This is a genomic window from Bradyrhizobium sp. BR13661 (genome assembly GCF_029892425.1).
Taxonomy (GTDB): Bacteria; Pseudomonadota; Alphaproteobacteria; order Rhizobiales; family Xanthobacteraceae; genus Bradyrhizobium.
The window spans coordinates 316413-339303 of sequence record NZ_JARXWB010000002.1; the positions used below are offsets into that span (position 1 = coordinate 316413).

Consider the following 22891-nt stretch of genomic DNA (forward strand, 5'->3'; position numbering starts at 1 on the left):
GAGCGCCTCACGTCAGCCCGGCCCGTCGGAATCCTTCCAGATAGTGCTCGCGGTCGGCATCGCTCGCCCATGGTAGCTGTGTCGCGACCCAATGCAGCGAGATGCCAGGTTGGGTGCGTCGGAGCTCTCGCACCGCCAATTCCGCCAGCGCGCTGTCGCCGGTCATACCGGCGGAGACGGCGAGCACGCGATAAGCGCCGGTGAGATCGCCCCGATGGCGGATCGCCTCGCGCGCGAGCGCGATGGCCTCGTCATAGTGCCGCTCGGTGAAGCGCGCATAGCCAGCGATGCCGTAATAGATCGCCAGCGACGGATCGCGGGGCGACAGCCTGATCGCCTTCTGCGCCGCCTCGAACGAATCGCTGGATCGTCCGGCATAGGACAGCGCCAGCGCGTAATAGCCTTGCGCGAGCGAGAAGTTCGGGTTGAGCGCGAGCGCCTGTTCGAACTCGGAGAGCGCGTCCGCCAGCCGGCTGGTCGAGAAGCAGACGCTGCCGAGTGCGGCATGGGCCCAGGCATTCTCATGATCGCAACGCATCGCGGCGAGCGCGGCGTTCTCCGCGATCGGTGCCGTGGCGGCAAGCTCCGCCCAGCCCAGATGCACGCCGAACATGTGGCTCGCCGCCAGCACGGCCAGCGCCTGGCCGTAATCCGGATCGATCGCGAGCGCGCGCTCGAGCAGCTTTTGCGCAGCGGCGTGGTCCTGCGGCGTGATCCGCCAGTAGTGCGACAACGCTTGCATCAGGAGGTCCCAGGCATCCAGGCTCGACGGGAGCTTGCGATGCGTACGATAATTCTCCGCGGCGTGGATCTGCGGCTCGATCGCCGCGACGATCCGCTCGGTGATCTCGTCCTGCACGGCGAAGACGTCGACCAGCTCGCGGTCGTAGCGCTCGGCCCAGAGATGGCCGCCGGTGGTGGCGTCGTTGAGCTGTGCGGTGATGCGCACGCGGTTGCCCACCTTGCGCACGCTGCCCTCGACGATGTAGCGGACGCCGAGCTCTTCGGCGATCTGCTTGATGTGGACCGCGCGTCCCTTGTAGGTGAAGGACGAGTTGCGGGCGATCACGATGAACCAGCGCTGCTTCGACAGCGCGGTGAGGATGTCTTCGCTGATCCCATCGCCGAAATAGTCCTGGGCGGGATCGCCGCTCATGTTCTCGAAGGCGAGGACGGCGATGCCCGGACGGTCGGTCGCGATGCGCGGGGAACCGGGCGCTGCCTCGGCCGGTACCGGCCTGGTTACCACTTCTTCCCGGACATCGCCGATGAAACGAAAGCCCTTCCGCGGAATCGTCTTGATCAGCCGCTGCGTCGCGCCGTCGTCGCCGAGCGCCTTGCGCGCGGCATTGATCCGGCTGTTCAGCGCCGAGTCCGAGACGATGCGATCGCTCCAGATCTGGCTGATCAGATCGTCCTTGCTGACGACGCGGGCGCGCTCCGCGACGAGGTAGAGCAAGAGATCGAACACCTGCGGCTGTAGCGGCACGGTGGTCCCGGCGCAGGTCAGTTCGCGCAGGTCGCCGTCGAGCACGTTGTTTTCAAAGAGAAATCGCACGCTTTTGTCGTCTCAAGCAAAAATCAAAGTCGTCTCAGGCGAAAATCAACCGTCCGCGAAAGTCTTCCGCAGTCCGGTCCGGCATGGTGCAGAGACCAAACAGTGTCGATGCCTCGGCACAACGGAGCTTTCTATGACCCAACTCGATCATCAGGTTCATTCCATCGGCCCGGAGGTTGCGGGCTCACGCATTTTCAAGTTCATCGCCTTTCTTTACGGAATTGCGGCGTATCTCGTGTTCTTCGTTACGATTGTCTACGCGATCGGCTTCGTGATGGGGCTCGTGGTACCGAAGACCATCGATACCGGAGCCGACACGCCGGCCGCTGAGGCCGTGATCATCAATCTGCTGCTGATGGCGCTGTTCGCCGTTCAACATAGCGTGATGGCACGCCAGCACTTCAAGGCGTGGTGGACGCAATTCGTACCCAAGCCGGTCGAGCGCTCGACCTATGTGCTGTTCGCGAGCCTGTCATTGCTCCTCCTGTTCTGGCAGTGGCGTCCGTTGCCGTCGGTCGTATGGGACGTCGCCAATCCGGATCTTGCCGTGACGCTGGTCACGCTGTCGTTCGCGGGCTGGATCCTCGTGTTCACCTCGACCTTCATCATCAATCATTTCGAATTGTTCGGATTGCATCAGGTGACCAACCATCTCGTCGGCAAGGAGGTCGCGCCGCCGCGGTTCAAGACGCCGCTGCTCTACAAGTTCGTCCGTCATCCGATCTATCTCGGCTTCATCATCGCCTTCTGGGCGGCGCCGACCATGACCGCTGGCCATCTGCTGTTCGCAGCCGTAACCACGGCTTACATCTTCGTCGGCATCGCGTTGGAGGAGCACGATCTCATCGATCTCTTCGGCGACGAATACCGGCAATACAAACAACGGGTGTCGATGCTTATTCCCTGGCGCCGGTCAGTCTAGCCGTTGTGTCTGTCGCCGCGCGTCCGCCGAACGGAGGACGCGGGCCGGACTTCATTTTAAACGCAAGAGTTCCAACGCAAGAATTTCCATCACAATCGATCTCAGGAGAAAACAAGATGAAACATGTCGGACACTGCTTCTGCGGCGCGGTCACCATCGAGGTCACGGGCGCGCCGGAGGCGATGGGCTACTGCCATTGCCGGTCCTGCCGGTCGTGGTCCGGCGGGCCGGTGAACGCTTTCAGCCTGTGGAAGCCTGAAGCCGTGCGCATCACCGAAGGCGCGCAGAACGTCGAGACCTTCGCCAAGACGCCGCTCAGCCAGCGCAAATATTGCAGGACGTGCGGCGGTCATCTCATGACCAATCATCCGCCGCTCGATCTGATCGACGTGTTCACGGCGACCATCCCCACACTTGCCTTCACGCCCGGCGTCCACGTCAACTATTCCGAGACGGTGCTGCCGATGCGCGATGGCCTGCCCAAGCTGAAGGATTTTCCCGCCGAGTTCGGCGGCAGCGGCGAGATGATGCAGGACTAGGAGAGTTCATCTCCCTTTCCCTGCAAGCGGGGAGAGGGAGATCGTTCACCTCATCCCCGCGCGCCGAAATCCTTCGAGATAATGCGCGCGGTCCTCCTGGCGCAGCATCGGCAATTCCTGCGCGAGCCAGGCGAGTGAAATGCCGGGCTGGGCGCGGCGTAATCCCTCCAGCGCGGAAGCGGCAAGTGCGGGATCGCCGAGCATGCCGGCGGCCGCCGTCAGTACGCGATGCGCGCCAACGAAATCGGCGCGCTGCCGCATCGATTCCCGCGCCATGTGCACGGCGTCCTCGTAATTGTGGCCGATGAACTGGGCATAGCCCGCAACACCGCAATAGACCGCCGCGAGTGGATCCCTCGGGCTGAGCTGCAGCGCGCGGCGTGCCGCGGCATCGCCGTCCTGCCATCGCCCGGTGTAACACAGGGTGACGCCGTGGGAGGCGTGCGCCATCGCGAAGTTCGGATTGAGCGCCAGCGACAGCTCGAATTCCGCCAGCGCATCGTCGAAGCGGCGGCGGAACAGATAAGTGTAGGCGAGCCCGTGATGGGCCCAGGCATCGTCGCGATCGGCCGCCACCGCGGCGAGCGCCGCGGCTTCCGCGACGGGGACGGTCGCGCCCATATCGGCCCAGCCCATATGCGCGCCGAAGATGTGGCTAGTCGCGAGCAGACCGAGCGCCTTGCCGTAGGCGGGATCAATCGCGATCGCCTGCTCGAGCAGCGCCTGCGCCGACGCATTGTCCTCGCGCGTGATGCGCCAGTAATGCGACAGCGCGCGCATCACGAAGTCCCAGGCATCGAGGCTGCCCGGCAGCTTCTGCTGCGCGCGAAAATTTTCCGCGGCGTAAAGCTGCGGCTCGATCGCGGCGACGATGGCGTCGGTGATCTCGTCCTGCACGGCAAAGATGTCGGCGAGCTCGCGGTCGTAGCGCTCGGCCCAGAGATGACCGCCGGTCGAGACGTCGTTGAGCTGGGCGGAGATGCGGACGCGGCCACCGCTTCGCCGCACGCTGCCCTCGAGCACGTAACGCACGCCGAGCTCGCGCGCGACCTCGTTGAGATGCACGGCCCGGCCCTTGTAGACGAAGGACGAGTTGCGGGCGACGACGAAGAACCAGCGTAGTTTCGACAACGCGGTGATGATGTCTTCGCTGATGCCGTCGGAGAAATAGTCCTGATCGCGGTCACCGCTCATATTGGTGAAGGGCAGCACGGCAATCGCCGGACGGTCGGGTAGCGCAGGCGTCGCGTGCGACGCCCTGACGCTGCCGCGCGCTTCCACGGTCGCGCCTCCGGACTTGGTCTCGACGTTGCCGACGAAGCGAAAGCCTTTTCGCGAAATGGTGCGGATCAGCGATTGGTTCGCGCCGCTGTCGCCGATCGCCTTGCGCGCGGCGTTGATCCGGCTGGCCAAGGTCGATTCGGAGACGCTGCGGCCGTGCCAGATCTTGTCGATCAGCTCGTGCTTGCTGACGACCCGGTCGCGGTTCTCCATGAGGTGGACCACGAGGTCGAAAACCTGCGGTTCCACGGCAACGGGAACCTGCTCGCGGCTCAGTTCGCGCAAGTCGGTGTCGAGAAGGTGGTCCCGGAACAGAAACTGCACGTCGAAAACTCGGACCTCACGGCGACTTCAGGCAATGATGAAATCAAAATGGGATTTCGGCTTGAAGCCTGTGAGTCCGCCCGGAGGTCGATCCGGTTCACCGCAACGGCCGGATGGCTGCTATGTCATTTGCGCGGAGGAATACAACTCGAATTAGAAATCGGTCGAGGTGGCGGCGCACAATCTCCACGTGGTCGTTCTGGCTTTCGCCAACCCGACATTGGTGCGTGCCGACCGGTGAATGTCCATTGCCGAACACCGCCGCCCGCGTAAACTGCCTCACACACAACAACAGCCACAAAAGAAACGCCCATGCCCTCCTTTTCCGCCTCCACCACCGTGCTCGATTCAATGCTGTTCCGCGATGCCTTCGGCACGCCGGCGATGCGTGAGGTGTTTTCCGATGTCGCGCTGGTCGCGCGCTACGCGGAGGTCGAGGTGGCGCTGGCGAGGGCGGAGGCGCGATGCGGTGTGATTCCGCGGGAGGCCGCCGATGAGATTGCGGCGCGGACCGACGTCACATCGCTCGACTTCGATCTGTTGCGACAGGAGACCGATATCGTCGGCTATCCCATCTTGCCCCTGGTGCATCAGATGGTGAAGCAATGCGGCGAGGCCGGTCGCTACGTGCATTGGGGCGCGACCACGCAGGACATCATGGACACCGCCGTGGTGCTGCAACTGCGCGCCGGCTTCGAGATCATCGAGCGCGATATCGCGGAGCTGCGAAAAATCCTCGCCGATCTTTCGCGGCGCCATCGCGACACGCCGATGGCCGGCCGCACCCATCTCCAGCAGGCGCTGCCGGTGACGTTCGGCTACAAGACCGCGATCTGGCTTGCGATGTTCGATCGCCACGCCGAGCGTCTGGTTCAACTGAAGCCGCGCGTCCTGGTCGGGCAATTCGCCGGTGCGGCCGGCACACTGGCCTCGCTCGGCGACAAGGGGTTCGAGGTGCAGGAGGCGCTCTGTGCCGAGCTGAAGCTCGGCGTTCCCGCCTCGACCTGGCACGTCGCGCGCGACGGCTTTGCCGAAGCGGTGAATTTCCTTGCGCTCGTCACCGGTTCGCTCGGCAAGATCGCGCTCGACATCATGATCATGGCCTCGACAGAGTTCGCCGAGGTCTACGAGCCCTTCGTCAAGGGCCGCGGAGCCTCCTCGACCATGCCGCAGAAGCGCAATCCGATCTCCTCGGAGCTGATGCTCGCAGCGTCCAAGGCCGTTCGCCAGCAGGCTGGCCTGATGCTGGACGCCATGGTGCAGGATTTCGAGCGCGCCACAGGTCCCTGGCACGCCGAATGGATGGCGATTCCCGAAAGCTTCGTGCTGACCGCAGGCGCGCTGCACCAGGCGAAGTTCGCGCTCGCCGGCCTCATCGTGGACGAGACGAAGATGAACGATAACCTCGCCCTTAGTCGTGGTCTGATTGTGGCCGAAGCGGTCATGATGGGGCTCGCGCCGCAGCTTGGCCGGCAGGATGCGCACGACGTGGTTTACGACGCCTGCAGGCTCGCCAACGAGAAGGGCCTGACGCTTGCCGATGCGCTCTCGTCCGACAGCCGCGTCTCGAGCCGGATCGATCGCGTCACGATCGAGGCCCTGACTTCACCGAAAAATTACCTCGGCCTTGCGCCCGAAATGGTCGACCGGGTGCTGAAATCGGCAACGCGTTGAAAACCAAACTGCGTGAAATTGCGTATCTTTCAGGTCTTGCAAGAGGCTCGCACACTTGTGTCTCGTGATGCTAGGCTTAGATTGAATGAGAGATTCCGACAGAGGGCCCGGCATGACCGATCAACGCAATTCCGCCACTTCCATCGATCCCGTGAAGCTCGACCGGCTGGCCGAGGTGGCGGTGAAGGTGGGACTGGGCTTGCGGCCGGGACAGGACCTGCTCTTGACGGCGCCCGCGATCGCATTGCCGCTGGTGCGCCGGATCGCCGCGCACGCCTACAAGGCCGGCGCCGGTATCGTGACGCCGATCCTCTCCGACGAGGAGATGACACTGGCGCGCTATCGCTACGGCCACGACAACAGTTTCGATCGCGCCGCCAACTGGCTCTACGAGGGCATGGCCAAGGCGTTCTCCGAGAACACCGCGCGTCTTGCCATTGTCGGCGACAATCCGATGCTGCTGTCGGAAGAGGATCCGTCCAAGGTCGCGCGCGCCAGCAAGGCGAATTCCATGGCCTATCAGCCGGCGCTGGAAAAGATCGTCAATTTCGACACCAACTGGAACATCATCGCCTATCCGAGCCCGTCCTGGGCCAAGCAGGTCTTCCCGAACGATTCGGAAGACGTCGCGATCGGCAAGCTCGCGGATGCGATCTTTGCGGCGTCTCGCGTCGACCGTGGGGATGCGATTTCGAATTGGGCGAGCCACAATGCGGTCTTGCGCGAGCGCACCAACTGGCTCAACGGCCTGCGTTTCCGCGCGCTGCAATATTCGGGTCCCGGCACCGACCTCACCATCGGGCTTGCGGACGGCCACGAGTGGGAAGGTGGGGCCTCGTCCGCCAAGAACGGCATCAGCTGCAACGCCAACATCCCGACCGAAGAGGTCTTCACCACGCCGCATTGCCGGCGGGTCTATGGCCATGTCGTGAGTTCGAAGCCGCTGTCCTACCAGGGCACGCTGATCGACAACATTGCGGTGCGTTTCGAGGACGGCAAGATCGTCGACGCCAAGGCCTCGCGCGGAGCGGAAGTGCTGAACAAGGTGCTCGACACCGACGAGGGCGCACGTCGCCTCGGCGAGGTGGCGCTGGTGCCGCATTCCTCGCCGATCTCGCAGAGCGGGCTGTTGTTCTACAACACGCTGTTCGACGAGAATGCGGCGTCGCACATCGCGCTCGGCCAATGCTATTCGAAGTGCTTCGTCAACGGCGCTCAGCTCACGCCGCAGCAGATCGCCGCGCAAGGCGGCAACCAGAGCCTGATCCATATCGACTGGATGATCGGCTCGGCCGAGACCGACATCGACGGCATCCTGGCCGACGGCAGCAAGGTGCCGGTATTCCGCAAGGGCGAGTGGGCGAAGTAAGCTCGCTACTCGTCATGCCCGGGCTTGTCCCGGGCATCCACGTTCTTCGTTCGGCAAGGCGTGGATGGCCGGGACAAGCCCGGCCATGACGGGCGTGAACACTTCGGGTCTCATCGCTAGGGTCAAGCGCTTTCACGCCGCCGCGTTGCGCAGCATCGGGTTGTTGTCGATGCTGAAGCGGTTGAACAGCGTCGTGAACGGGCTGCCGTCGGTGGCCCGCACGATGGCGTCAGAGGCTGCAACGGCCTCGTAGAGCGCGCCGACCGGATCATCTGCCTCCGGCAGGCCGAGCGCAGCACGGATTTCCTCTCGCGCCTCGTTGACGTCGTCCTCGTCCTCGAGTGTCGCTTCAAGCGCATCTACGGCACGCCGCATCTCCTGGAGGTCGCCGCCGGCCGAGAATTTGAGGATGTCGAGCCAATAGGGGCGGGCCACGACGAGCTGGATGAATGCCTCGAAACTTGCGGCGATGATGCCCGCGCGACCTTCCGATGAGACGTAGAGCACGTTCAGCGACGGCAGCAGCACGAAGGCGCCGCCAGAGCCGTCACTTCCGATCTGCCGGGGGTCTTCGACGCCGTCGATCGTGAACCAGAGCTCCTCGTCCGGTGCAAACGAGATGTCGAGGCTGCCGAGCCAGGCGACGACCTCGCCCTGGGCTGCCAGAACCTCCGGGGTCAGGGGCATCGATGGGGTCCTTCTCAGTCATTCCGCCGCACTTTGTCGCACCCCGGAAAAGATGGGTTCATGTGCGCGAATTTGCAGGGGAATCGCGGCGTTATCAGCTTCGCGTCTGCAACTTGCGGTGGATTTTGGGTGCCTGCGTAAGAAAGAATTAAAAACCCGCTACTAGCGTTCCGACATCTTTCGAAACAATCCGGGCCTGGACCCGGCCATATTTGTTATATCTCCTGGGGAAGCAGATGTCGCGCGCATTAATTGAAATCGGGAGTTGTAATGCGGATCTGGAGCTGCGGCCGATCGAGCCGGCCTGGATCATCGAGGGCAACCCCGTCTCGCGCTCGCACATTCTCTCCACCAGCTCGGACGGCACCGCCTCGACCATCATCTGGTCCTGCACCGAAGGCCGCTTCAACTGGTACTATGATTTCGACGAGACGATCATGATCCTGGAAGGATCGATCGTACTGGAGAGCGACGGCATGCCGCCGAAGCGCTACGGCGTCGGCGATGTCATCTTCTTCCGCGATGGCGCGCATGCCAAATGGCATGTCGAAGGCCACGTCAAGAAGATCGCGTTCTGCCGCAAGACCAACCCGGCTGTCATCGGCTTCATGATCCGCGTCGTCAACAAGCTGAAGCGGATGTTCTTCTCGGCCGGCGAGCGCCGTCCCGCGACCCTGATGGGGGCCGGCTAATCCTTTTTACGGGCGCTTCCCAGCGGCCACGAGGGAAGAGGGGGCGGGATCAACATCCCGGCCCCTCTTTTCGTGTTATGATGGCAGCTCAAGCCGGTAGAATTCGGTCGCGGTCTGCGAGAACAGCGCCGTCTTCTCGGCGTCGCTCATCGGTGCCGCGATGCGCTTGAAGGCGTTGAAGATCACCTGATAGCTGCACTGGCCCTTGTCCGGCGGAAAATTGCTTTCGAACATCGCGCGCTGCGGCCCGAACGCCTCGATGCAGGTCTCGACATAAGGCTTCCACGCAGCGGCAAGCTCCTCCGATGACGGCGGCCTGTCGCGCAGATGGAAGTCGTAGCCGAGTAGGCACATCGCGAGCCCGCCGAGCTTCACCACCACGTTCTCGCAACGAGCGATCTCCAGGATCGAGGCGCGCCACTGCGCGAACACCTCTTCGCGCCGTCCTGCAAAGCGTCCGACACCGGCCGGCCCGCCACAATGATCGAGCACGATTTTGGTGTCGGGGAAGGCGCGCGCGAGCTCGGTCAGCTCGCCGATCTGCGGATGAAACAGCCACGCATCGAAGCTGAGGTTCAGCGGCGCGAGGCAGGCAAACCCCTTGCGGAAGGTTGGATCCTGCAACAGTCCCTTCGGCCGGTTCGCATACATGCCGGCGACGACAGGGTCCTGGTCCCAGGCTGACGAATGCCGGATGCCGCGGAAGCGGCCGTTGCCGGCGGCGATCTCCGCCTCCAGCACCGGCTTGGCCGCATCGCCTAGCAGCAGGTTCACATGGCTGACGATCCCGGCGCAGATCGCAGCCTTGCCATATCCGCCGCTCGCACTCATCGCGGCAACGCCGTTGGCAAACTCGACCTCGCCGACGGGGCGGAATGCCTCGGGCCCCTGCGCGCGGTACATCGAGCGGCAATCGACATAAACGGTGGCGATGATGTTGTGGCCGGAGGCGATGTCGGCGGCCATCTCCTCGATCAGGTAGCGATGGCCACGATTCCAGAGATGGTGATGCGGATCGACGATCGGCCTGAGGGGATCGATGATGTCTTCGTGGTGTTGCGCGAGCCATTCCTCGCGCGGCTCGACGAAGAGCCCGCTGGTGTTGGCGGGAAGACCGCTTGCAGCCATCGAAATTCGCTCCCTTATGTTTTTTGTGGTGGGAGCTTAGCAGTTCGTCTCGTCATGCAGCAGCGCGCCCTACGCAACCGCGCCCGCCGCCGCGAGCAGACCGTGTATCAAGTGTTCCAAGAGGTCGTCATGCCCGGGCTTGTCCCGGGCCTCCACGTTCTTTGCGGCTATAAAGAAGGCCGTGGATGGCCGGGACAAGCCCGGCCATGACGCTGTGGAAGCTTTGGCGCTCGTATCAGGAACTGCGCGTCAGACCCCGTCGAGAATGATCACGGTCGGCGTCGTCGGCAGCGAATCCCGCGAGATCCGCAAGGAGCGTTCGGTGCGGCGGTCGATCTCGAACTGCTTGCCGATGCGCTGCATGAACTCGTCGAGCGGGGTGGCGAAGCGGTGCATGGGCAACACCACGGAGGCACGCAGCCGCTTGGTGATCTCGGAGACGCCGTCGAGCGACATCGTGTAGGTGCCGTCGATCGGCACCATCACGACGTCGAGCCGCCCGATCTGGGCAAAATGGCTGTCGTCGAGCTTGTGGTGCAGATGGCCGAGATGGCCGATGCACAGGCCCGCGACCTCGAAGATGAAGATCGAATTGCCATCGCGGATCATGTCGGCGCCGGAATCGTCGCCGAAGTAGCGGCGGATGTCGGTGGTGACGTTGCGGATGAAGGTGTCGCCAATGCGCTCCGACACGACGGCCGGCTTGCCGTCCTCGCCCCAGCCATGCAGCACATGGGGAATGCGCTTGTCGGGATTGAGCGAATAATGGGTGCTGTGGGCCCGGTTCATGGTGACGACGTCGGGCAGCCGGCCGACCTGATAGGCGCCGCTGTAATCGGTCGCGATGCGTACGCCGCCCGGCGTGTCGATGAAATAGGTGGAATGGCCGGCATAGGTGATCTCGACCTCGGACGCGGCTGCTGCCTGCCGGAAGGCGGCGGGTATGACCCGGGGTGTGGCGTTGGCCATCGCCAGGCATTCGCTGCGCTGAGGCTGCTGCTGCTGGGCGAGGGCAGGTGAGAGACATGCGCTCAACAGCGCAAATGCCGCCGAAACAAGTCGCCACATATCCAGTCCCCGTGATGTCGGGGAAAGTCTAGCGTGCCACGCAGCGCATGGCCAACGGGACGCGATCAACAGCGCGTCAGTGTCGCACCCTCATTCCCGTCCTTACTCCCGCCTGGGGCTGAACTTCCAGGTCATCGCCACCAGGCCCGCAGTGATCAGGCCGCAGACGATGCCCGCGACCGGAAGCGTGAGCAGCAGCGCGGCGGTGGCGGCCCAGCCGATCGAGGAGAAGGCTTCGGCGAAGGTGGCAAGCCGCGACGAGGTCTGGCGGCGGCGGAACTGGCTGCGGCGGGCCTGCACACGGAACCAGAGCTGGATCGCGGTGGCGGAGGTGGCACCGATGATGATCATGGCTGCCGTGATCGCAGCCTGGAAAGGCGAAGCAAGAACCAGCGCGGCAACCAGCGGGCTGAAGATCGCGGCTATTGCGATCAGCACCACCTCGATCTTGGCGCGGATGACGCTGGTGGGCGTCAATGGCGCGGTCGCAACCAGATCGGGCGCGTCCTCGCCTGAGATCGTCAGCCAGGAGAGCCCGCCGGCGAGCTGGCCCGCGGCCATCACGATGACAGGCGTGATCAGCGTCAGTGCCGCTGAGCTGTCGCCGAAGCTGCGCCAGAGCAGCAGCGCCGGTGGCACCAGATAGAGCAGCTGCATCAGGGTCTGCGAGATTAGCCAGGGATCGCGGCAGAGCAGCACGAATTCCTTGCGCCGCAGCGCCTGCTGCCGCGATCCGCCGCGGAACGGGCGTTCCTTCGTGCGCTTGCGGCTGGATGCACCATAGGCGGCGGCGTCGATCGCGGTGTCGGCGAAGCGGCCCGAGAAGATCGCCATCACGCAGCCGAGCAAGATCAGCCCAAGGGCCAGGAGCAGCAGCAGCGCCTCGCTGTCGCCCATGGCCGCCCGTGCCGGCCACCACCAGATGCTGTCGACGTCGGGTGCGTGCGCGGCCAGGGTGCCCGAGGTCAGAATCGTGAAGCGTGACAGCGTGCCATAGGAAATGATCGCGGCAACCTGAAGCGCGATCACGAAACCGGCGCCAATGATCGCAGCCAGGATCTGGGCCACAAAACGCGTCCGCGCCGGGCCGATCAGGCGAAACAGCAGGATGGTGACCGCAATCGCGATCGCCGCCGCCGACAGGCCCATCGCGACGACCACACCGAAAGCCGCAAGCCACCGCGCGCCGCCGCCGATCACCAGCACGTCGACGAAGGGCGTCGAGAACAGCAGCGCCATCACCGTGACGGTGAGCGCGATCGCGGCGATGCGCACCGAGAACAGATTGGCCAGTGTCGCCGGCGAGGACATGATGAGATCGAGATCGGCGCGCGCGTAAAACACCCGCGTAACCGACTCGATCGCCTGCGACAGCATCAAGGTCCAGGCGAGAAAGATCGTCGCCGAGATCACGATCAGCGAGGATTTGTCGAGCGGCAATTGCAGATTGGCGAAGCGGCCGATCACCGCCCAGGCCGGCACATGCAGCAGTGCGGCAAAGAAGAGGAGGCCAATCACCGCGGCGCGGGCACGCCGGCGCCGGCCGCCCGTCATCATGGCAAACCATTCGCGCCAGGCGAGCCTGAGCTCGTGACGGGCAAACCACGACAGAGCGGTCGCCGAGCTCATGCGGCTTCCTGAAGCGTCACCAGGGCGATGAAGAGATCTTCCAGGCTGGTGTCGGCATGGCCGTTCTGCTGACGCAGCTCGGTCAGCGTGCCCTCGGCAACAAGGCGGCCCGAGGCGATCACGCCGATGCGGTCGGCCATGCGTTCCGCCACCTCGAGAATATGCGTGGTCATGATGACGGTGCAGCCGGCGCGGACGCGCATCCCCAGCAATCCCTTCACATGACGGGCCGAGACGGCATCGAGGCCGGTCAGCGGCTCGTCGAGGATGATGAGGCGCGGGTCGTGAACCAGCGCGCCGGCGAGCGCCACTTTCTGGCGCATGCCCTTGGAGAAACCTTCGCAGCGCTCGTGCCGATGCGGCTCGAGCCCGAGCGAGCTCACGAGTTCCTCGGCGACCGGCTTCGCAACGGAAGGCGCGATGCCCCAGAGGCCGGCGACGAATTCGAGATATTCGAGCGGGGTGAGCTTGTCATAAATCATGGGCTCGTCGGAGACCCACGCCATCACCTGCTTGGCGGCAACGGGATCGCGGAGCGCATCGATTCCGAAGATCGAGACGCCGCCGGCGTCGGGCCTGAGCAGGCCGGCAACCATGCGCAAAGTGGTGGTCTTGCCGGCACCGTTGGGGCCGACCAGCGCGTAGAATTCACCGGCATGGATGGTGAGATCGAGGCTATCGACCGCCAAACGGTCAAAACGCTTCGTTAACCCTCGGACTTCCAGCGCCGAGCTGTCCAGCTTCATGACGGCCACACCATCCGGTTTTGTATCGGTTGCGACCATGACCTGAAGATGTTTCGGCACCGTGAATCGCGTTGCCGCAAATGACGGCATGCGCGTTGGACTAAAGGCAAGATACCTGACAAGTCACCGTTTGTTGACAGTGCCTGATGGTTCAGGCTGAATTGCATCAGGGACAAATGGCGCTGACGCGGCGAAACGACTGCGTAGCGGCTGGACACAAGATACGGCAAGGCGGTCGTCAAGAGCCGCTGGTCGTATCGGGAGGACGCGGCGATGCTGGATTTCGTTCAGCAGCTGGTCAGCGGTGTTGCGCTCGGCTGTGTTTACGGCCTGATCGCACTCGGCTTCGTGCTCGTCTACAAGGCCACCGAGGTCGTCAATTTCGCCCAGGGCGATCTGATGATGCTGGGTGGCTTTTTCGCCTTCACCTTCATCGGCATGATGGGGCTGAATTACTGGATCGGCTTTGCCGGTGCGGTGGCCGCGATGGCGCTGTTTGGCATGCTTGCCGAACGGATCGTGGTGCGGCCGATCCTCGGCTATCCGCAATTCTCCATCATCATGGCGACCATCGGCCTCGGCTATTTCCTGCGCTCGGTTTCCGGCATGATCTGGGGCACCGACGATTTCAAGATCGAGACGCCGTTCAGCCAGGGCGTGCTGCGCATCGGCTCGCTGGTGCTCGCCCACGACAAGCTCTCGGTGATCGCGGCAACGATCATCCTCTGCGCGCTGCTCTGGCTGTTCTTCAACAAGACCACGATCGGCACCGCGATGCGCGCCAGTTCCGAGAACATGCTGGCGGCGTACTACATGGGCATCCCGGTCAAGCGCGTGGTGTCGATCGTCTGGGCGATCAGCGCTGCGGTCGCAACCTGCGCCGGCGTGCTGCTGGCGCCGATCACTTTCATTCACTCCAATGTCGGCCTCGTGCTCGGGCTGAAAGCATTTCCTGCGGCGGTGCTCGGCGGCTTCGGCTCGATTCCCGGCGCGGTCGTCGGCGGCGTCCTGATCGGCGTGATCGAAAGCATGGCCGGGTTCTATCTGCCGGAGGGCTGGAAGGACGTCGCCCCCTACATCGTGCTGCTGGCCGTGCTGCTGCTGAAGCCCGAAGGCCTGTTCGGCCTTCACGCCCGCAAGAAGGTCTGAACGCATGCGCTTCCTGTTCAAGACCGACTATGAGGACGACATCAGGCTGTTCCCGCATTCAGGCTATGTCGTCTCCTATGGTCTCCTGTTCGCGGTGCTGCTGATCGCGCCCTACGTGCTCTCGAGCTATCTGATGAGCCAGCTCGTCTTCGTCTGCATCTATGCCACGGTGGGCGTGGCGCTGATGATTCTGACGGGCTTCACGGGGCAGGCGTCGCTGGGGCATGCGGCGTTCCTTGCGATCGGCGCCTACACGGCCGCATACCTGCAGAAATACAATGTGCCGTTTCCCGTCTATTTCCTTGCCGCAGGCGCCCTGGCTGGCTGCATCGGCGCACTGGTCGGCTTCCCCGCGCTGCGGCTGCAGGGCATCTACCTCGTCATCGCCACCATCTCCTTCGCCTTCATCGTCGAGGAGATCTTGGCGCGCTGGGAGAGTGTCACCAACGGCAATGAGGGTCTGCGGGTCAAGGCGCTGTCGCTGCTCGGCGTGACAGTCTCGCGCGACAGTCCGACGTTCTATTTCCTCTGTCTTGCGGTGCTGGTGTTGACCATCGTCGGCACGCTCAATTTGCTGCGCTCGCCGACGGGCCGCGCCTTCGTCGCGATCCGCGACAGCGAGACAGCGGCGCGCAGCATGGGCGTCAATGTCGCGCTCTACAAGGTGAAGTCCTTTGCGATCTCGGCCGCGATCACCGGCTTTGCCGGCGTGTTGTTCGCGCACAAGCTCTCCTTCATCTCGCCGGAAATGTTCACGCTGCAGCTCTCGATCGAGTTCATCATCGTGATCCTGATCGGCGGCACGTTCAGCCTGCACGGCGCGGTGCTGGGCTCGATCTTCATCGTGATGATCGATCCGTTCCTGACCTATCTCAAAGACGACATGCCCGGCATCATCGCCGGTGTCGCGGCGACGTTCGGAGCCGGCACGGCGGCTGCGGGAAACATCCAGTCCAAGGTCGCAGCCTTTGCCTCGCTGAACGGTCTCAAGGGCGCGATCTACGGCATCATCATCATGATGTTCGTTCTGTTCGAACCGCTCGGCATCTATGGCCGCTGGCTCAAGATCAAGCTGTTCTTCCAACTGTTCCCGCTCTACAAGCGATCGACCTTCAAGCGGCAGAAAATCTACGTGAAGTCGGAGCGGAACCGATGAGCTATTTCCGCGCTGAAAATCTCTCGCTGCATTTCGGGGGCCTCAAGGCTGTCGATGCGGTGTCGTTTGCGGTCGAGAAGGGCGAGATCCTCTCGATCATCGGGCCGAATGGCGCGGGCAAGAGCTCGATCTTCAATCTGATCTCGCGGATCTACCGGCCGACCTCGGGTCGCATCTTCTTCGAGGATCAGGACATCACGGAACAGCCGCCCTACGACATCGCCAGGCTCGGCATCGCCCGCACCTTCCAGAACATCGAGCTGTTCGAGAATGCGACCGTGCTGTCCAACCTCCTGGTCGGACGCCACCGCCATTCGACCACGCAACTCTGGCAGGAATTGCTGTTTCTGCCGAGCGTGCGCGCCCACGAGAAGCTGCACCGCCGCAGGGTCGAGCAGGTGATCGAATTCCTCGACCTCGAGCCCTATCGCGACAAGCTGATCTCGGGCCTGCCCTACGGCGTGCGCAAGGTGATCGAGCTCGCGCGCGCGCTCTGTTCGGAACCGAAGCTGATCCTGCTCGACGAGCCGTCCTCGGGGCTCAATGTGGAGGAGACCGACGACATGTCATTCTGGATCCGCGACATGAAGAGCGAGCTCGGCGTCACTGTGCTGATGGTCGAGCACGACATGTCGCTGGTCAATCGCGTCTCCGATCGTGTGATTGCGCTGAACTACGGCCGGGTGCTGGCGATGGGCTCGCCCGCTGAAGTGCAGCAGCATCCTGACGTCGTCGCCGCGTATCTGGGAGCCTGATGCATGGATGCGACTATGGCGCCCGACATCATCCTGAAACTCTCGAACATCGAGAGCTATTACGGGCCGATCATGGCGATCCGCGGCATCTCGCTGGAGGTGCCGCGCGGGCGCATCGTCACGCTGCTGGGCGCCAACGGCGCCGGCAAGACGACGGTGCTGAAGACGATCTCGGGCATTCTCGATCCGCAAAAGGGTTCGATCGAGTTCATGGGCAAGCCGATCCAGCGCATGGAGGCTGACAGGATCGTGCGGCTCGGTCTCAGCCATGTGCCCGAAGGGCGTGAGGTGTTCCCGTTCCTCTCGGTGCGTGAGAATCTGATGATGGGCGCCTATCCGCGCAGCGATCGCGACGGCGTCGCGGACGATCTGGAGCGGGTCTACGGCTATTTCCCGCGGCTGAGGGAGCGCATCAACCAGCCGGCCGGACAGCTCTCCGGCGGCGAGCAGCAGATGCTCGCGATAGGTCGCGCGCTGATGAACCGGCCGACATTGTTGCTGCTCGACGAGCCCTCGCTAGGCCTGTCGCCGATCCTGGTGAAGGAGATATTCACCATCATCCGCCGGGTCAACGAGGAGCAGGGCATGTCGATCCTGCTGGTCGAGCAAAATGCACGTGTGGCGCTGGAGACGGCGCATTACGGCTATGTGTTGGAGATCGGTCGCGTTGTCATGAACGACAGCTGCGACCGCCTGATGCATTCGAAGGACATCCAGGAATTCTACCTTGGCGCCAAGGAACAGGGCGCGCGAGGCGAACGGCGCTGGAAAAGGAAGAAGACGTGGAGATGAGAACTTGGCGATGACGAGTTAAGGCGGCAACGAGGAGAGGCGCATGACCCGGCCGGCGGTGCTGACGGTCGCTGATACGATCGCGAAGAGCTTTTTGCGCGCGGCAGAGCTGCGCGGCGACAGGCCTGCGATCCGCGAGAAGACATTCGGCATCTGGCAGCCGACCAGCTGGCGTGAATGGCTGCAGATCTCCAGGGAAATCGCCTACGGCCTTCACGCCATCGGCTTCAGGCCCGGCGACGTTGCCTCGATCATCGCCAACGCCGTGCCCGAATGGATCTACGCCGACATGGGCATCCTCTGCGCCGGCGGCGTCTCCTCCGGCATCTACCCGACCGATGCGGCGGCCCAGGTCGAATATCTCATCAACGATTCCACGACGCGGGTGATCTTCGCCGAGGACGAGGAGCAGCTCGACAAGATTCTGGCTTGCCGCGCGCGCTGTCCCAACCTGCAGCGGATCGTCGTGTTCGACATGGAGGGCCTCAGCGGCTTTTCCGACGACATGGTGATGTCGCTCGACGAATTTCGCGCGCTTGGCCGCAACCACATGGTCGGCCGCGAGGCGCTGTGGCAGGAGATGATCGACAGCCGCAGCGCCGGCGATCTTGCCGTGCTCGTCTACACCTCAGGCACGACGGGTCCGCCCAAGGGCGCCATGCACGCCAACCGCAGCGTCACGCACCAGATGCGGCACGCCAACGATTTCATCCCGGCTCGCGAGGACGAGGACCGGCTGATCTTCCTGCCGCTCTGCCACGTCGCCGAGCGGGTCGCCGGCTATTACATCTCGGTCGCGCTTGGCTCGGTGATGAATTTCGCCGAGAGCCCGGAAACCGTGCCGGATAATCTGCGCGAGGTGCAGCCGACCGTCTTCTTCGCGGTGCCGCGCATCTGGGAGAAATTCTATTCCGCCATTACCATCGCGCTGAAGGATGCGACGCCGTTCCAGCAATGGGTCTATCGCCGCGCCATCGACGTCGGCCTGCGCATGACGGATTACCGGATCGAGGGCAAGATACCGCCGCTGGCGCTGCGCATCGCTAACCGGTTCGCTTACCGGCTCGCATTCCGCAACATCCGCCGCATGATCGGGCTCGACCGCTGCCGCATCGCCTTCACGGGCGCTGCGCCGATCGCGCCGGATCTGATCCGCTGGTATCTCGCGCTCGGCATCGACGTGCACGAGGTCTACGGTCAGACCGAGAATTGCGGCGTCGCGACCATGATGCCGGGAGATCGCGTCAAGCTCGGCTCGGTCGGCACGGCGGTGCCCTGGGGCGAGGTCGCGCTCTCGCCCGACGGCGAGATCCTGATCAAGGGTGACTTCCTGTTCATGGGCTATCTGAACCAGCCCGAGAAGACGGCGGAGACCATCGATCACAGCGGCTGGCTGCACACCGGCGACGTCGGCACCATCGACAACGAGGGCTTCGTCCGCATCACCGACCGCATGAAGGACATCATCATCACATCGGGTGGCAAGAACATCACGCCGTCGGAGATCGAGAACCAGCTCAAATTCTCGCCCTACATCTCGGACGCCGTCGTGATCGGCGACAAGCGGCCGTACCTGACCTGCCTCGTGATGATCGACCAGGAGAACGTCGAGAAATTCGCGCAGGATCACGATATCCCCTTCACCAATTACGCCAGCCTGTGCCGCGCGAGCGAAATCCAGGACCTGATCTGGCATGAGATCGAGGTGGTCAACGGCAACTTCGCCCGCGTCGAGACCATCAAGAAGTTCCACCTGATCGAACGCCAGCTCACGCCGGAGGACGAGGAGTTGACGCCGACCATGAAGCTGAAGCGCAATTTCGTGAACAAGCGTTACGCGGCGGAAATTGACGCAATGTATCGGCAGCGCGCGGTCGCTTGAGAACAGCGAAGGAGCCATGGCCACGCCCTTCGTGCAACATGGGCCCAAGGAGGAGACGTCAATGTCGAAATCGTTGAAAGCGTTCGGCCTTGCTGTGGGTGCGATAGCACTCACTTGTTTGCCGGCTGGAGCGCAAACCAAGGTCACCAATGAAGGCATCTCGGCCACCGAGATTGTCATTGGCACCCATCAGGACTTGTCGGGTCCGATCAAGGGCTGGGGCGTGCCGGTGTCCAACGGCATGAAGATGGCCGTCGAGGAGGTCAACGCCGCCGGCGGCGTCAACGGCCGCAAGATCCGACTGGTCGTCGAGGACAGCGGCTACGATCCGAAAAAGGCCGTGCTGGCTTCGCAGAAACTGATCGAGCGCGACAAAATCTTTGCAATGGTCGGGCCTATGGGATCGCCGACGGTGCTTGCCGCGCAGGACATCCTGCTCGACGCCGGCGTGCTCCAGCTGTTCCCGCTGACGGCGGCCGAGTTCACCTTCAAATTCGATCCGGCCAAGCCGCAGGAGCGACTGAAGTTCAACAACCTGCTGCCCTATGTCGAGAGCACGCGCGCGGCGCTGAAATACATGATGGAGTGGAAGAACTTCCAAAAGCCCTGCATCATGTATCAGGATGACGAGTACGGCAAAAACGTGCTCGACGGCTTCACCCAGCAGCTGACCGCGATGAAGATGCAGGCGGCCTCGACCACGAGCTACAAGCGCGGCGCCTCCGACTTCAGCGCGCAGGTCGCCAAGATGAAATCCGACGGCTGCGACCTCGTCATGCTCGGCGCGGTCTTGCGTGAGCCGATCGGCGCCATGAGCGAGGCGAAGAAGCTCGGCTGGGACGTCACTTTCCTTGGCGCGACGCCCGTCAACGTGATGGAAGTGCCCATGCTCGGCAAGGATGCGGTCGAAGGCCTCTATTCGGCCAGCGCCTTCGAGATTCCCTACGAGGATACGGCCAAGGGCAAGGTCAAGGACTGGCTGGTCAACTACAAGAAGATGTTCGGCACCGATGCCAACTCCCAGGCCATCATCGGATACAATGCCGTGATGACCTTCGCTTTCTATGCGCAAAAGGCGGGCAAGGAGTTGACCGGGCAGAAGATGCTCGAGGCGCTGGAGTCCGGCGACAAGTTCCTCGACATCTTCAACTCGCCGCCGACGACCTTCTCCAAGACCAACCACCTCGCCAACACCATTACCCAGGTGCAGCAGGTCAAGGGCGGCCGCTGGGTTCTGGTGAAGGACAATCTGATGTTTTGATTGAAGGCTAGCTCACCCTCCCCCACCATGAGAGGGTGAGCCTCTACGATCCCCCGCCCGCCGTCCCCGAGCTCACCGGCGCCAGCTCGTCTTCGCGGCAGCGCCAGCCATCGGCCGCTTTCACGAACGCGAACGTCCGCTGAATCCTCAGGCGTCGCGTGACGTTGAAGGCGGCTGCGCCGCGCTCCGTGTTGGCGGCGCCCGGCTGTGGACGGCCGGTGGAGGCGTCCCAGCAGGTGCCGGTGCAGGTGGAGGCGACCTTGCTGCAGGTCGTGAACGGCGCCAGCACGACCATCTCGATCTCGCCGGTGACTTGCGCCTCCTGATCATTCACCTGGCTGTCGAGCGCGTAGACGCGGTTGATGCGGAGGAAGCTGCCGCACGAATTGGCGGCGTGAATCCGCGCGGCGCAGAAGTCGACGGCGTCGGTGTCGGGCTCCCTGGCCGAGACCTGCCGGCCAAACACTTTCTTCGGATCGCCCTTGGCGGCGGCGATGTCGTCGGTCTTGTGCTTCAGATAATCGGCGAGACAGTCTTCCGCCGAGCCGAGCTCCTCGATCGGTACGTTCTCCTTGCCGACCAGATTGCACTTGCGATCGCGCTCGCGCGTCCAGCGGCCGTATTCGGCGAAGGCAAAGCGTGCGGCGGTCGGGTCCAGCTTGCCGATCAGGCCGAGCACCCGGCTGTTGAGCTCGGTTTCGGTGAGCGCCAGCGACGGGTCCGCGCAGATCAGCGCGCCGGCGGCGGTGTTGGCGGCGAGGCAGTCGAAATCCGGGTCGCGCACGATCGCGGCGCGCTCCTCGGTCACCTTCAGAAGGCAGGCCTTGACCCGGTCGAAATCGTCAGAGCGGATTGCGCTCTGGCCGACAATGCCGCAGCCGAGATTGCGCTGGCGATTCCAGATCGCGTTCTCCTCGATCGCGGGCAGCCGGTCGGGCAGGCGGGCGAGCCGGGCCTCGGTGGCGGTGGAGAGCTTCTCGGCGGCGGCCGACAGCTCGCTATCGCCGCAGAACAGTTGATTGCCGGGATCGCGGATCTGCTGGCAGTTGTTCCGGGTGAACAGCGGCAGCCTGTCGGCGATGGAGCGCTCGGACGGGCTGGATTGCGCAAAGCCTGGTGCAGCCGGCAACGCCAGCAACGCAAGCATGGTCAGCACCGTCAACCGCATTCCAAGTCCCCGACCGCATTCTTGTTGGCATGGCCATGCTAGCGTCCGGGATCACGCGGCGCAAACCAGGGTCAATGCGCTTCGGGCACCGCCATCGAGTACTGCACAGGCTCGGCGACATATTTCAGCACGGCGGACTGATAGAGCACGAACAGCGGCTGGTAGCTGCGTGCGTTGTCGTCCTCGACCATCGCCATGCGGCGGTTGTCGAGCATCAGCCAGTGGCCGTCGAGCCTGGCGGCGACAACCGCGTGCTCTTCGCCGGCCCTGACATCGCGCACCACGACGATGCGGAGGTCGTCCGCGGCGACGCCGGCGAGCCGCAGCGCGGCGAGCTTGGCGATGGCATAGTCCTCGCAATCGCCGGCGCCACGCGCGAAGGTCGCGAGCGGCGAACTCCAGACGTCATCGGCACCGTCGTCGGCGGCGCGGATGGCAAGGTTGATGGCGCGGTTGGTTTCGCCGAGGCGCGCGCGGCCGTCGCGCGTGCGGGCCTGGTCGACGATGGCGAGCAGCTTCAGCGCCGCCGGCGAGGCGCAATTGTCGCGGTCGCCGTCGCACAGCGCAAGCTGCACCATGTCGTCGTCGAGCCTGTCCTTCAGTGCGAACCATTTCTGCCGCAGGCTTCCGCCTGACATGGCGAAGGCGAACACGCCGAACGGCTCGGCGGATTTGCGCACGAGCACACCTGCGCCCGGCGACAGCAATGTGCCGGCACGAAGCTCGGCGGCTGATCCGAGCAGGATCAATCCACACAGGACAAGGATAGCGCGCCATGCGCGCGAGCGAGCAGCGGTCTCCATCTGACAATCCCCTTTCCGGCTTCGTCAGGTCCCCCTCGACCTCGACGTGCCGGGCTTGTTGCTTTCGCGGAGATAGTGCGAGGCGGGCGGTTTTGTTCTGCTTAACGCGCGGAGGCTGGGTCCCAAAACCGCGGGGCAGGCTGAAGCGGGCATGCCTGAGGTCCGTAAAATTTTACGGATCGGGCGCCACGAGAGGCCGGGATGCCGCGAAATGGCACCAATTGCAGGCAGTGGTTGTCGGCAGGTCGAATCTGCGCCTATGGCTAATGACCCGCTATTTCACGGGTTCTGTTAGTTGGGTCACAGAT

The 22891-nt window shown here is 63.6% G+C and carries 20 protein-coding genes; 11 read left to right on the plus strand and 9 right to left on the minus strand.

All coding sequences use genetic code 11. From position 1 onward, the window contains the following. Window positions 1-7: 7 nt before the first annotated feature. On the minus strand, window positions 8-1558 hold the full coding sequence (locus M2427_RS04665; protein ID WP_280705009.1) for a winged helix-turn-helix domain-containing tetratricopeptide repeat protein: 1551 nt from the start codon (window positions 1556-1558) through the stop codon (window positions 8-10). A gap of 133 nt (window positions 1559-1691) precedes the next feature. Here M2427_RS04665 and mddA point away from each other — a divergent pair, with 133 nt between their 5' ends. Continuing rightward, window positions 1692-2480, plus strand: a complete 789-nt coding sequence (gene mddA / locus M2427_RS04670; RefSeq protein ID WP_280705010.1) for a methanethiol S-methyltransferase — start codon at window positions 1692-1694, stop codon at window positions 2478-2480. Between the two features lie 116 nt (window positions 2481-2596). Continuing rightward, window positions 2597-3019, plus strand: a complete 423-nt coding sequence (locus tag M2427_RS04675) for a GFA family protein (protein ID WP_280705011.1) — start codon at window positions 2597-2599, stop codon at window positions 3017-3019. A 45-nt stretch (window positions 3020-3064) separates the two neighbouring features. Here the strand turns inward: M2427_RS04675 and M2427_RS04680 are convergent, their stop codons facing one another. Then, on the minus strand, window positions 3065-4624 hold the full coding sequence (locus M2427_RS04680; protein ID WP_280705013.1) for a winged helix-turn-helix domain-containing protein: 1560 nt from the start codon (window positions 4622-4624) through the stop codon (window positions 3065-3067). A gap of 312 nt (window positions 4625-4936) precedes the next feature. On the opposite strand from M2427_RS04680, the gene pcaB reads away from it, so the two are divergent. Both pcaB and M2427_RS04690 read left to right on the plus strand, forming a co-directional pair. Beyond that, window positions 4937-6298, plus strand: coding sequence for a 3-carboxy-cis,cis-muconate cycloisomerase (pcaB, locus tag M2427_RS04685; RefSeq protein WP_280705014.1), 1362 nt, complete (start codon window positions 4937-4939; stop codon window positions 6296-6298). A gap of 112 nt (window positions 6299-6410) precedes the next feature. Then, window positions 6411-7667: an aminopeptidase gene (locus M2427_RS04690; protein ID WP_280705016.1), complete on the plus strand. Its 1257-nt coding sequence runs from the start codon at window positions 6411-6413 to the stop codon at window positions 7665-7667. Between the two features lie 132 nt (window positions 7668-7799). On the opposite strand, the gene M2427_RS04695 is transcribed toward M2427_RS04690, so the two are convergent. Next, window positions 7800-8354: a hypothetical protein gene (locus M2427_RS04695; RefSeq protein WP_280705017.1), complete on the minus strand. Its 555-nt coding sequence runs from the start codon at window positions 8352-8354 to the stop codon at window positions 7800-7802. Window positions 8355-8590: 236 nt separating this feature from the next. Here M2427_RS04695 and M2427_RS04700 point away from each other — a divergent pair, with 236 nt between their 5' ends. Further along, the gene (locus tag M2427_RS04700; protein ID WP_280705019.1) at window positions 8591-9046 is read left to right on the plus strand and encodes a cupin domain-containing protein; all 456 of its coding nucleotides are present in this window, start codon (window positions 8591-8593) and stop codon (window positions 9044-9046) included. Between the two features lie 75 nt (window positions 9047-9121). Here the strand turns inward: M2427_RS04700 and M2427_RS04705 are convergent, their stop codons facing one another. From M2427_RS04705 to M2427_RS04720, 4 genes are all read right to left on the minus strand, one after another. Further along, the gene (locus M2427_RS04705; protein ID WP_280705021.1) at window positions 9122-10174 is read right to left on the minus strand and encodes an amidohydrolase family protein; all 1053 of its coding nucleotides are present in this window, start codon (window positions 10172-10174) and stop codon (window positions 9122-9124) included. 249 nt (window positions 10175-10423) lie between these two features. Beyond that, the gene (locus M2427_RS04710; RefSeq protein WP_280705022.1) at window positions 10424-11242 is read right to left on the minus strand and encodes an MBL fold metallo-hydrolase; all 819 of its coding nucleotides are present in this window, start codon (window positions 11240-11242) and stop codon (window positions 10424-10426) included. Between the two features lie 102 nt (window positions 11243-11344). After that, window positions 11345-12871 carry a permease gene (locus M2427_RS04715; RefSeq protein ID WP_280705023.1) on the minus strand — a complete coding sequence of 509 codons (1527 nt, stop codon included), beginning with the start codon at window positions 12869-12871 and terminating at the stop codon, window positions 11345-11347. Next, window positions 12868-13617, minus strand: a complete 750-nt coding sequence (locus tag M2427_RS04720) for an ABC transporter ATP-binding protein (RefSeq protein ID WP_280705215.1) — start codon at window positions 13615-13617, stop codon at window positions 12868-12870. The genes M2427_RS04715 and M2427_RS04720 overlap by 4 nt, the downstream gene beginning before the upstream one ends. Before the next feature lie 273 nt (window positions 13618-13890). Here M2427_RS04720 and M2427_RS04725 point away from each other — a divergent pair, with 273 nt between their 5' ends. From M2427_RS04725 to M2427_RS04750, 6 genes are all read left to right on the plus strand, one after another. Next, window positions 13891-14766, plus strand: coding sequence for a branched-chain amino acid ABC transporter permease (locus M2427_RS04725; protein WP_280705024.1), 876 nt, complete (start codon window positions 13891-13893; stop codon window positions 14764-14766). A 4-nt stretch (window positions 14767-14770) separates the two neighbouring features. Continuing rightward, window positions 14771-15922, plus strand: coding sequence for a branched-chain amino acid ABC transporter permease (locus M2427_RS04730; RefSeq protein ID WP_280705025.1), 1152 nt, complete (start codon window positions 14771-14773; stop codon window positions 15920-15922). Next, window positions 15919-16677: an ABC transporter ATP-binding protein gene (locus M2427_RS04735; RefSeq protein WP_280705026.1), complete on the plus strand. Its 759-nt coding sequence runs from the start codon at window positions 15919-15921 to the stop codon at window positions 16675-16677. Before M2427_RS04730 ends, M2427_RS04735 begins: the two co-directional genes overlap by 4 nt. 3 nt (window positions 16678-16680) lie before the next feature. Then, window positions 16681-17469 (plus strand): ABC transporter ATP-binding protein, encoded by a 789-nt coding sequence (locus M2427_RS04740; protein WP_280705027.1) that lies wholly within the window; start codon window positions 16681-16683, stop codon window positions 17467-17469. Between the two features lie 43 nt (window positions 17470-17512). Then, on the plus strand, window positions 17513-19351 hold the full coding sequence (locus M2427_RS04745) for an AMP-dependent synthetase/ligase (RefSeq protein WP_280705028.1): 1839 nt from the start codon (window positions 17513-17515) through the stop codon (window positions 19349-19351). A gap of 61 nt (window positions 19352-19412) precedes the next feature. After that, window positions 19413-20612: an ABC transporter substrate-binding protein gene (locus M2427_RS04750; RefSeq protein ID WP_280705029.1), complete on the plus strand. Its 1200-nt coding sequence runs from the start codon at window positions 19413-19415 to the stop codon at window positions 20610-20612. Between the two features lie 43 nt (window positions 20613-20655). Here M2427_RS04750 and M2427_RS04755 read toward each other — a convergent pair whose 3' ends face one another. Both M2427_RS04755 and M2427_RS04760 read right to left on the minus strand, forming a co-directional pair. Further along, a complete protein-coding gene (locus M2427_RS04755) occupies window positions 20656-21780 on the minus strand; it encodes a hypothetical protein (protein ID WP_280705030.1) in 1125 nt (374 codons plus the stop codon). A gap of 71 nt (window positions 21781-21851) precedes the next feature. After that, entirely contained in the window at window positions 21852-22583 is a 732-nt protein-coding gene (locus M2427_RS04760; protein ID WP_280705031.1) for a transglutaminase-like cysteine peptidase, read from the minus strand. Between the last annotated feature and the right edge of the window lie 308 nt (window positions 22584-22891).

Excerpts from the sequence above, each read along its gene's own strand:
- mddA (WP_280705010.1), top strand. The coding sequence starts at position 1,692 with ATGACCCAACTCGATCATCAGGTTCATTCCATCGGCCCGGAGGTTGCG.
- M2427_RS04675 (WP_280705011.1), top strand. The coding sequence starts at position 2,597 with ATGAAACATGTCGGACACTGCTTCTGCGGCGCGGTCACCATCGAGGTC.
- pcaB (WP_280705014.1), top strand. The coding sequence starts at position 4,937 with ATGCCCTCCTTTTCCGCCTCCACCACCGTGCTCGATTCAATGCTGTTC.
- M2427_RS04690 (WP_280705016.1), top strand. The coding sequence starts at position 6,411 with ATGACCGATCAACGCAATTCCGCCACTTCCATCGATCCCGTGAAGCTC.
- M2427_RS04695 (WP_280705017.1), bottom strand. The coding sequence starts at position 8,354 with ATGCCCCTGACCCCGGAGGTTCTGGCAGCCCAGGGCGAGGTCGTCGCC.
- M2427_RS04700 (WP_280705019.1), top strand. The coding sequence starts at position 8,591 with ATGTCGCGCGCATTAATTGAAATCGGGAGTTGTAATGCGGATCTGGAG.
- M2427_RS04705 (WP_280705021.1), bottom strand. The coding sequence starts at position 10,174 with ATGGCTGCAAGCGGTCTTCCCGCCAACACCAGCGGGCTCTTCGTCGAG.
- M2427_RS04710 (WP_280705022.1), bottom strand. The coding sequence starts at position 11,242 with ATGTGGCGACTTGTTTCGGCGGCATTTGCGCTGTTGAGCGCATGTCTC.
- M2427_RS04715 (WP_280705023.1), bottom strand. The coding sequence starts at position 12,871 with ATGAGCTCGGCGACCGCTCTGTCGTGGTTTGCCCGTCACGAGCTCAGG.
- M2427_RS04720 (WP_280705215.1), bottom strand. The coding sequence starts at position 13,617 with ATGAAGCTGGACAGCTCGGCGCTGGAAGTCCGAGGGTTAACGAAGCGT.
- M2427_RS04725 (WP_280705024.1), top strand. The coding sequence starts at position 13,891 with ATGCTGGATTTCGTTCAGCAGCTGGTCAGCGGTGTTGCGCTCGGCTGT.
- M2427_RS04730 (WP_280705025.1), top strand. The coding sequence starts at position 14,771 with ATGCGCTTCCTGTTCAAGACCGACTATGAGGACGACATCAGGCTGTTC.
- M2427_RS04735 (WP_280705026.1), top strand. The coding sequence starts at position 15,919 with ATGAGCTATTTCCGCGCTGAAAATCTCTCGCTGCATTTCGGGGGCCTC.
- M2427_RS04740 (WP_280705027.1), top strand. The coding sequence starts at position 16,681 with ATGGATGCGACTATGGCGCCCGACATCATCCTGAAACTCTCGAACATC.
- M2427_RS04745 (WP_280705028.1), top strand. The coding sequence starts at position 17,513 with ATGACCCGGCCGGCGGTGCTGACGGTCGCTGATACGATCGCGAAGAGC.
- M2427_RS04750 (WP_280705029.1), top strand. The coding sequence starts at position 19,413 with ATGTCGAAATCGTTGAAAGCGTTCGGCCTTGCTGTGGGTGCGATAGCA.
- M2427_RS04755 (WP_280705030.1), bottom strand. The coding sequence starts at position 21,780 with ATGCGGTTGACGGTGCTGACCATGCTTGCGTTGCTGGCGTTGCCGGCT.
- M2427_RS04760 (WP_280705031.1), bottom strand. The coding sequence starts at position 22,583 with ATGGAGACCGCTGCTCGCTCGCGCGCATGGCGCGCTATCCTTGTCCTG.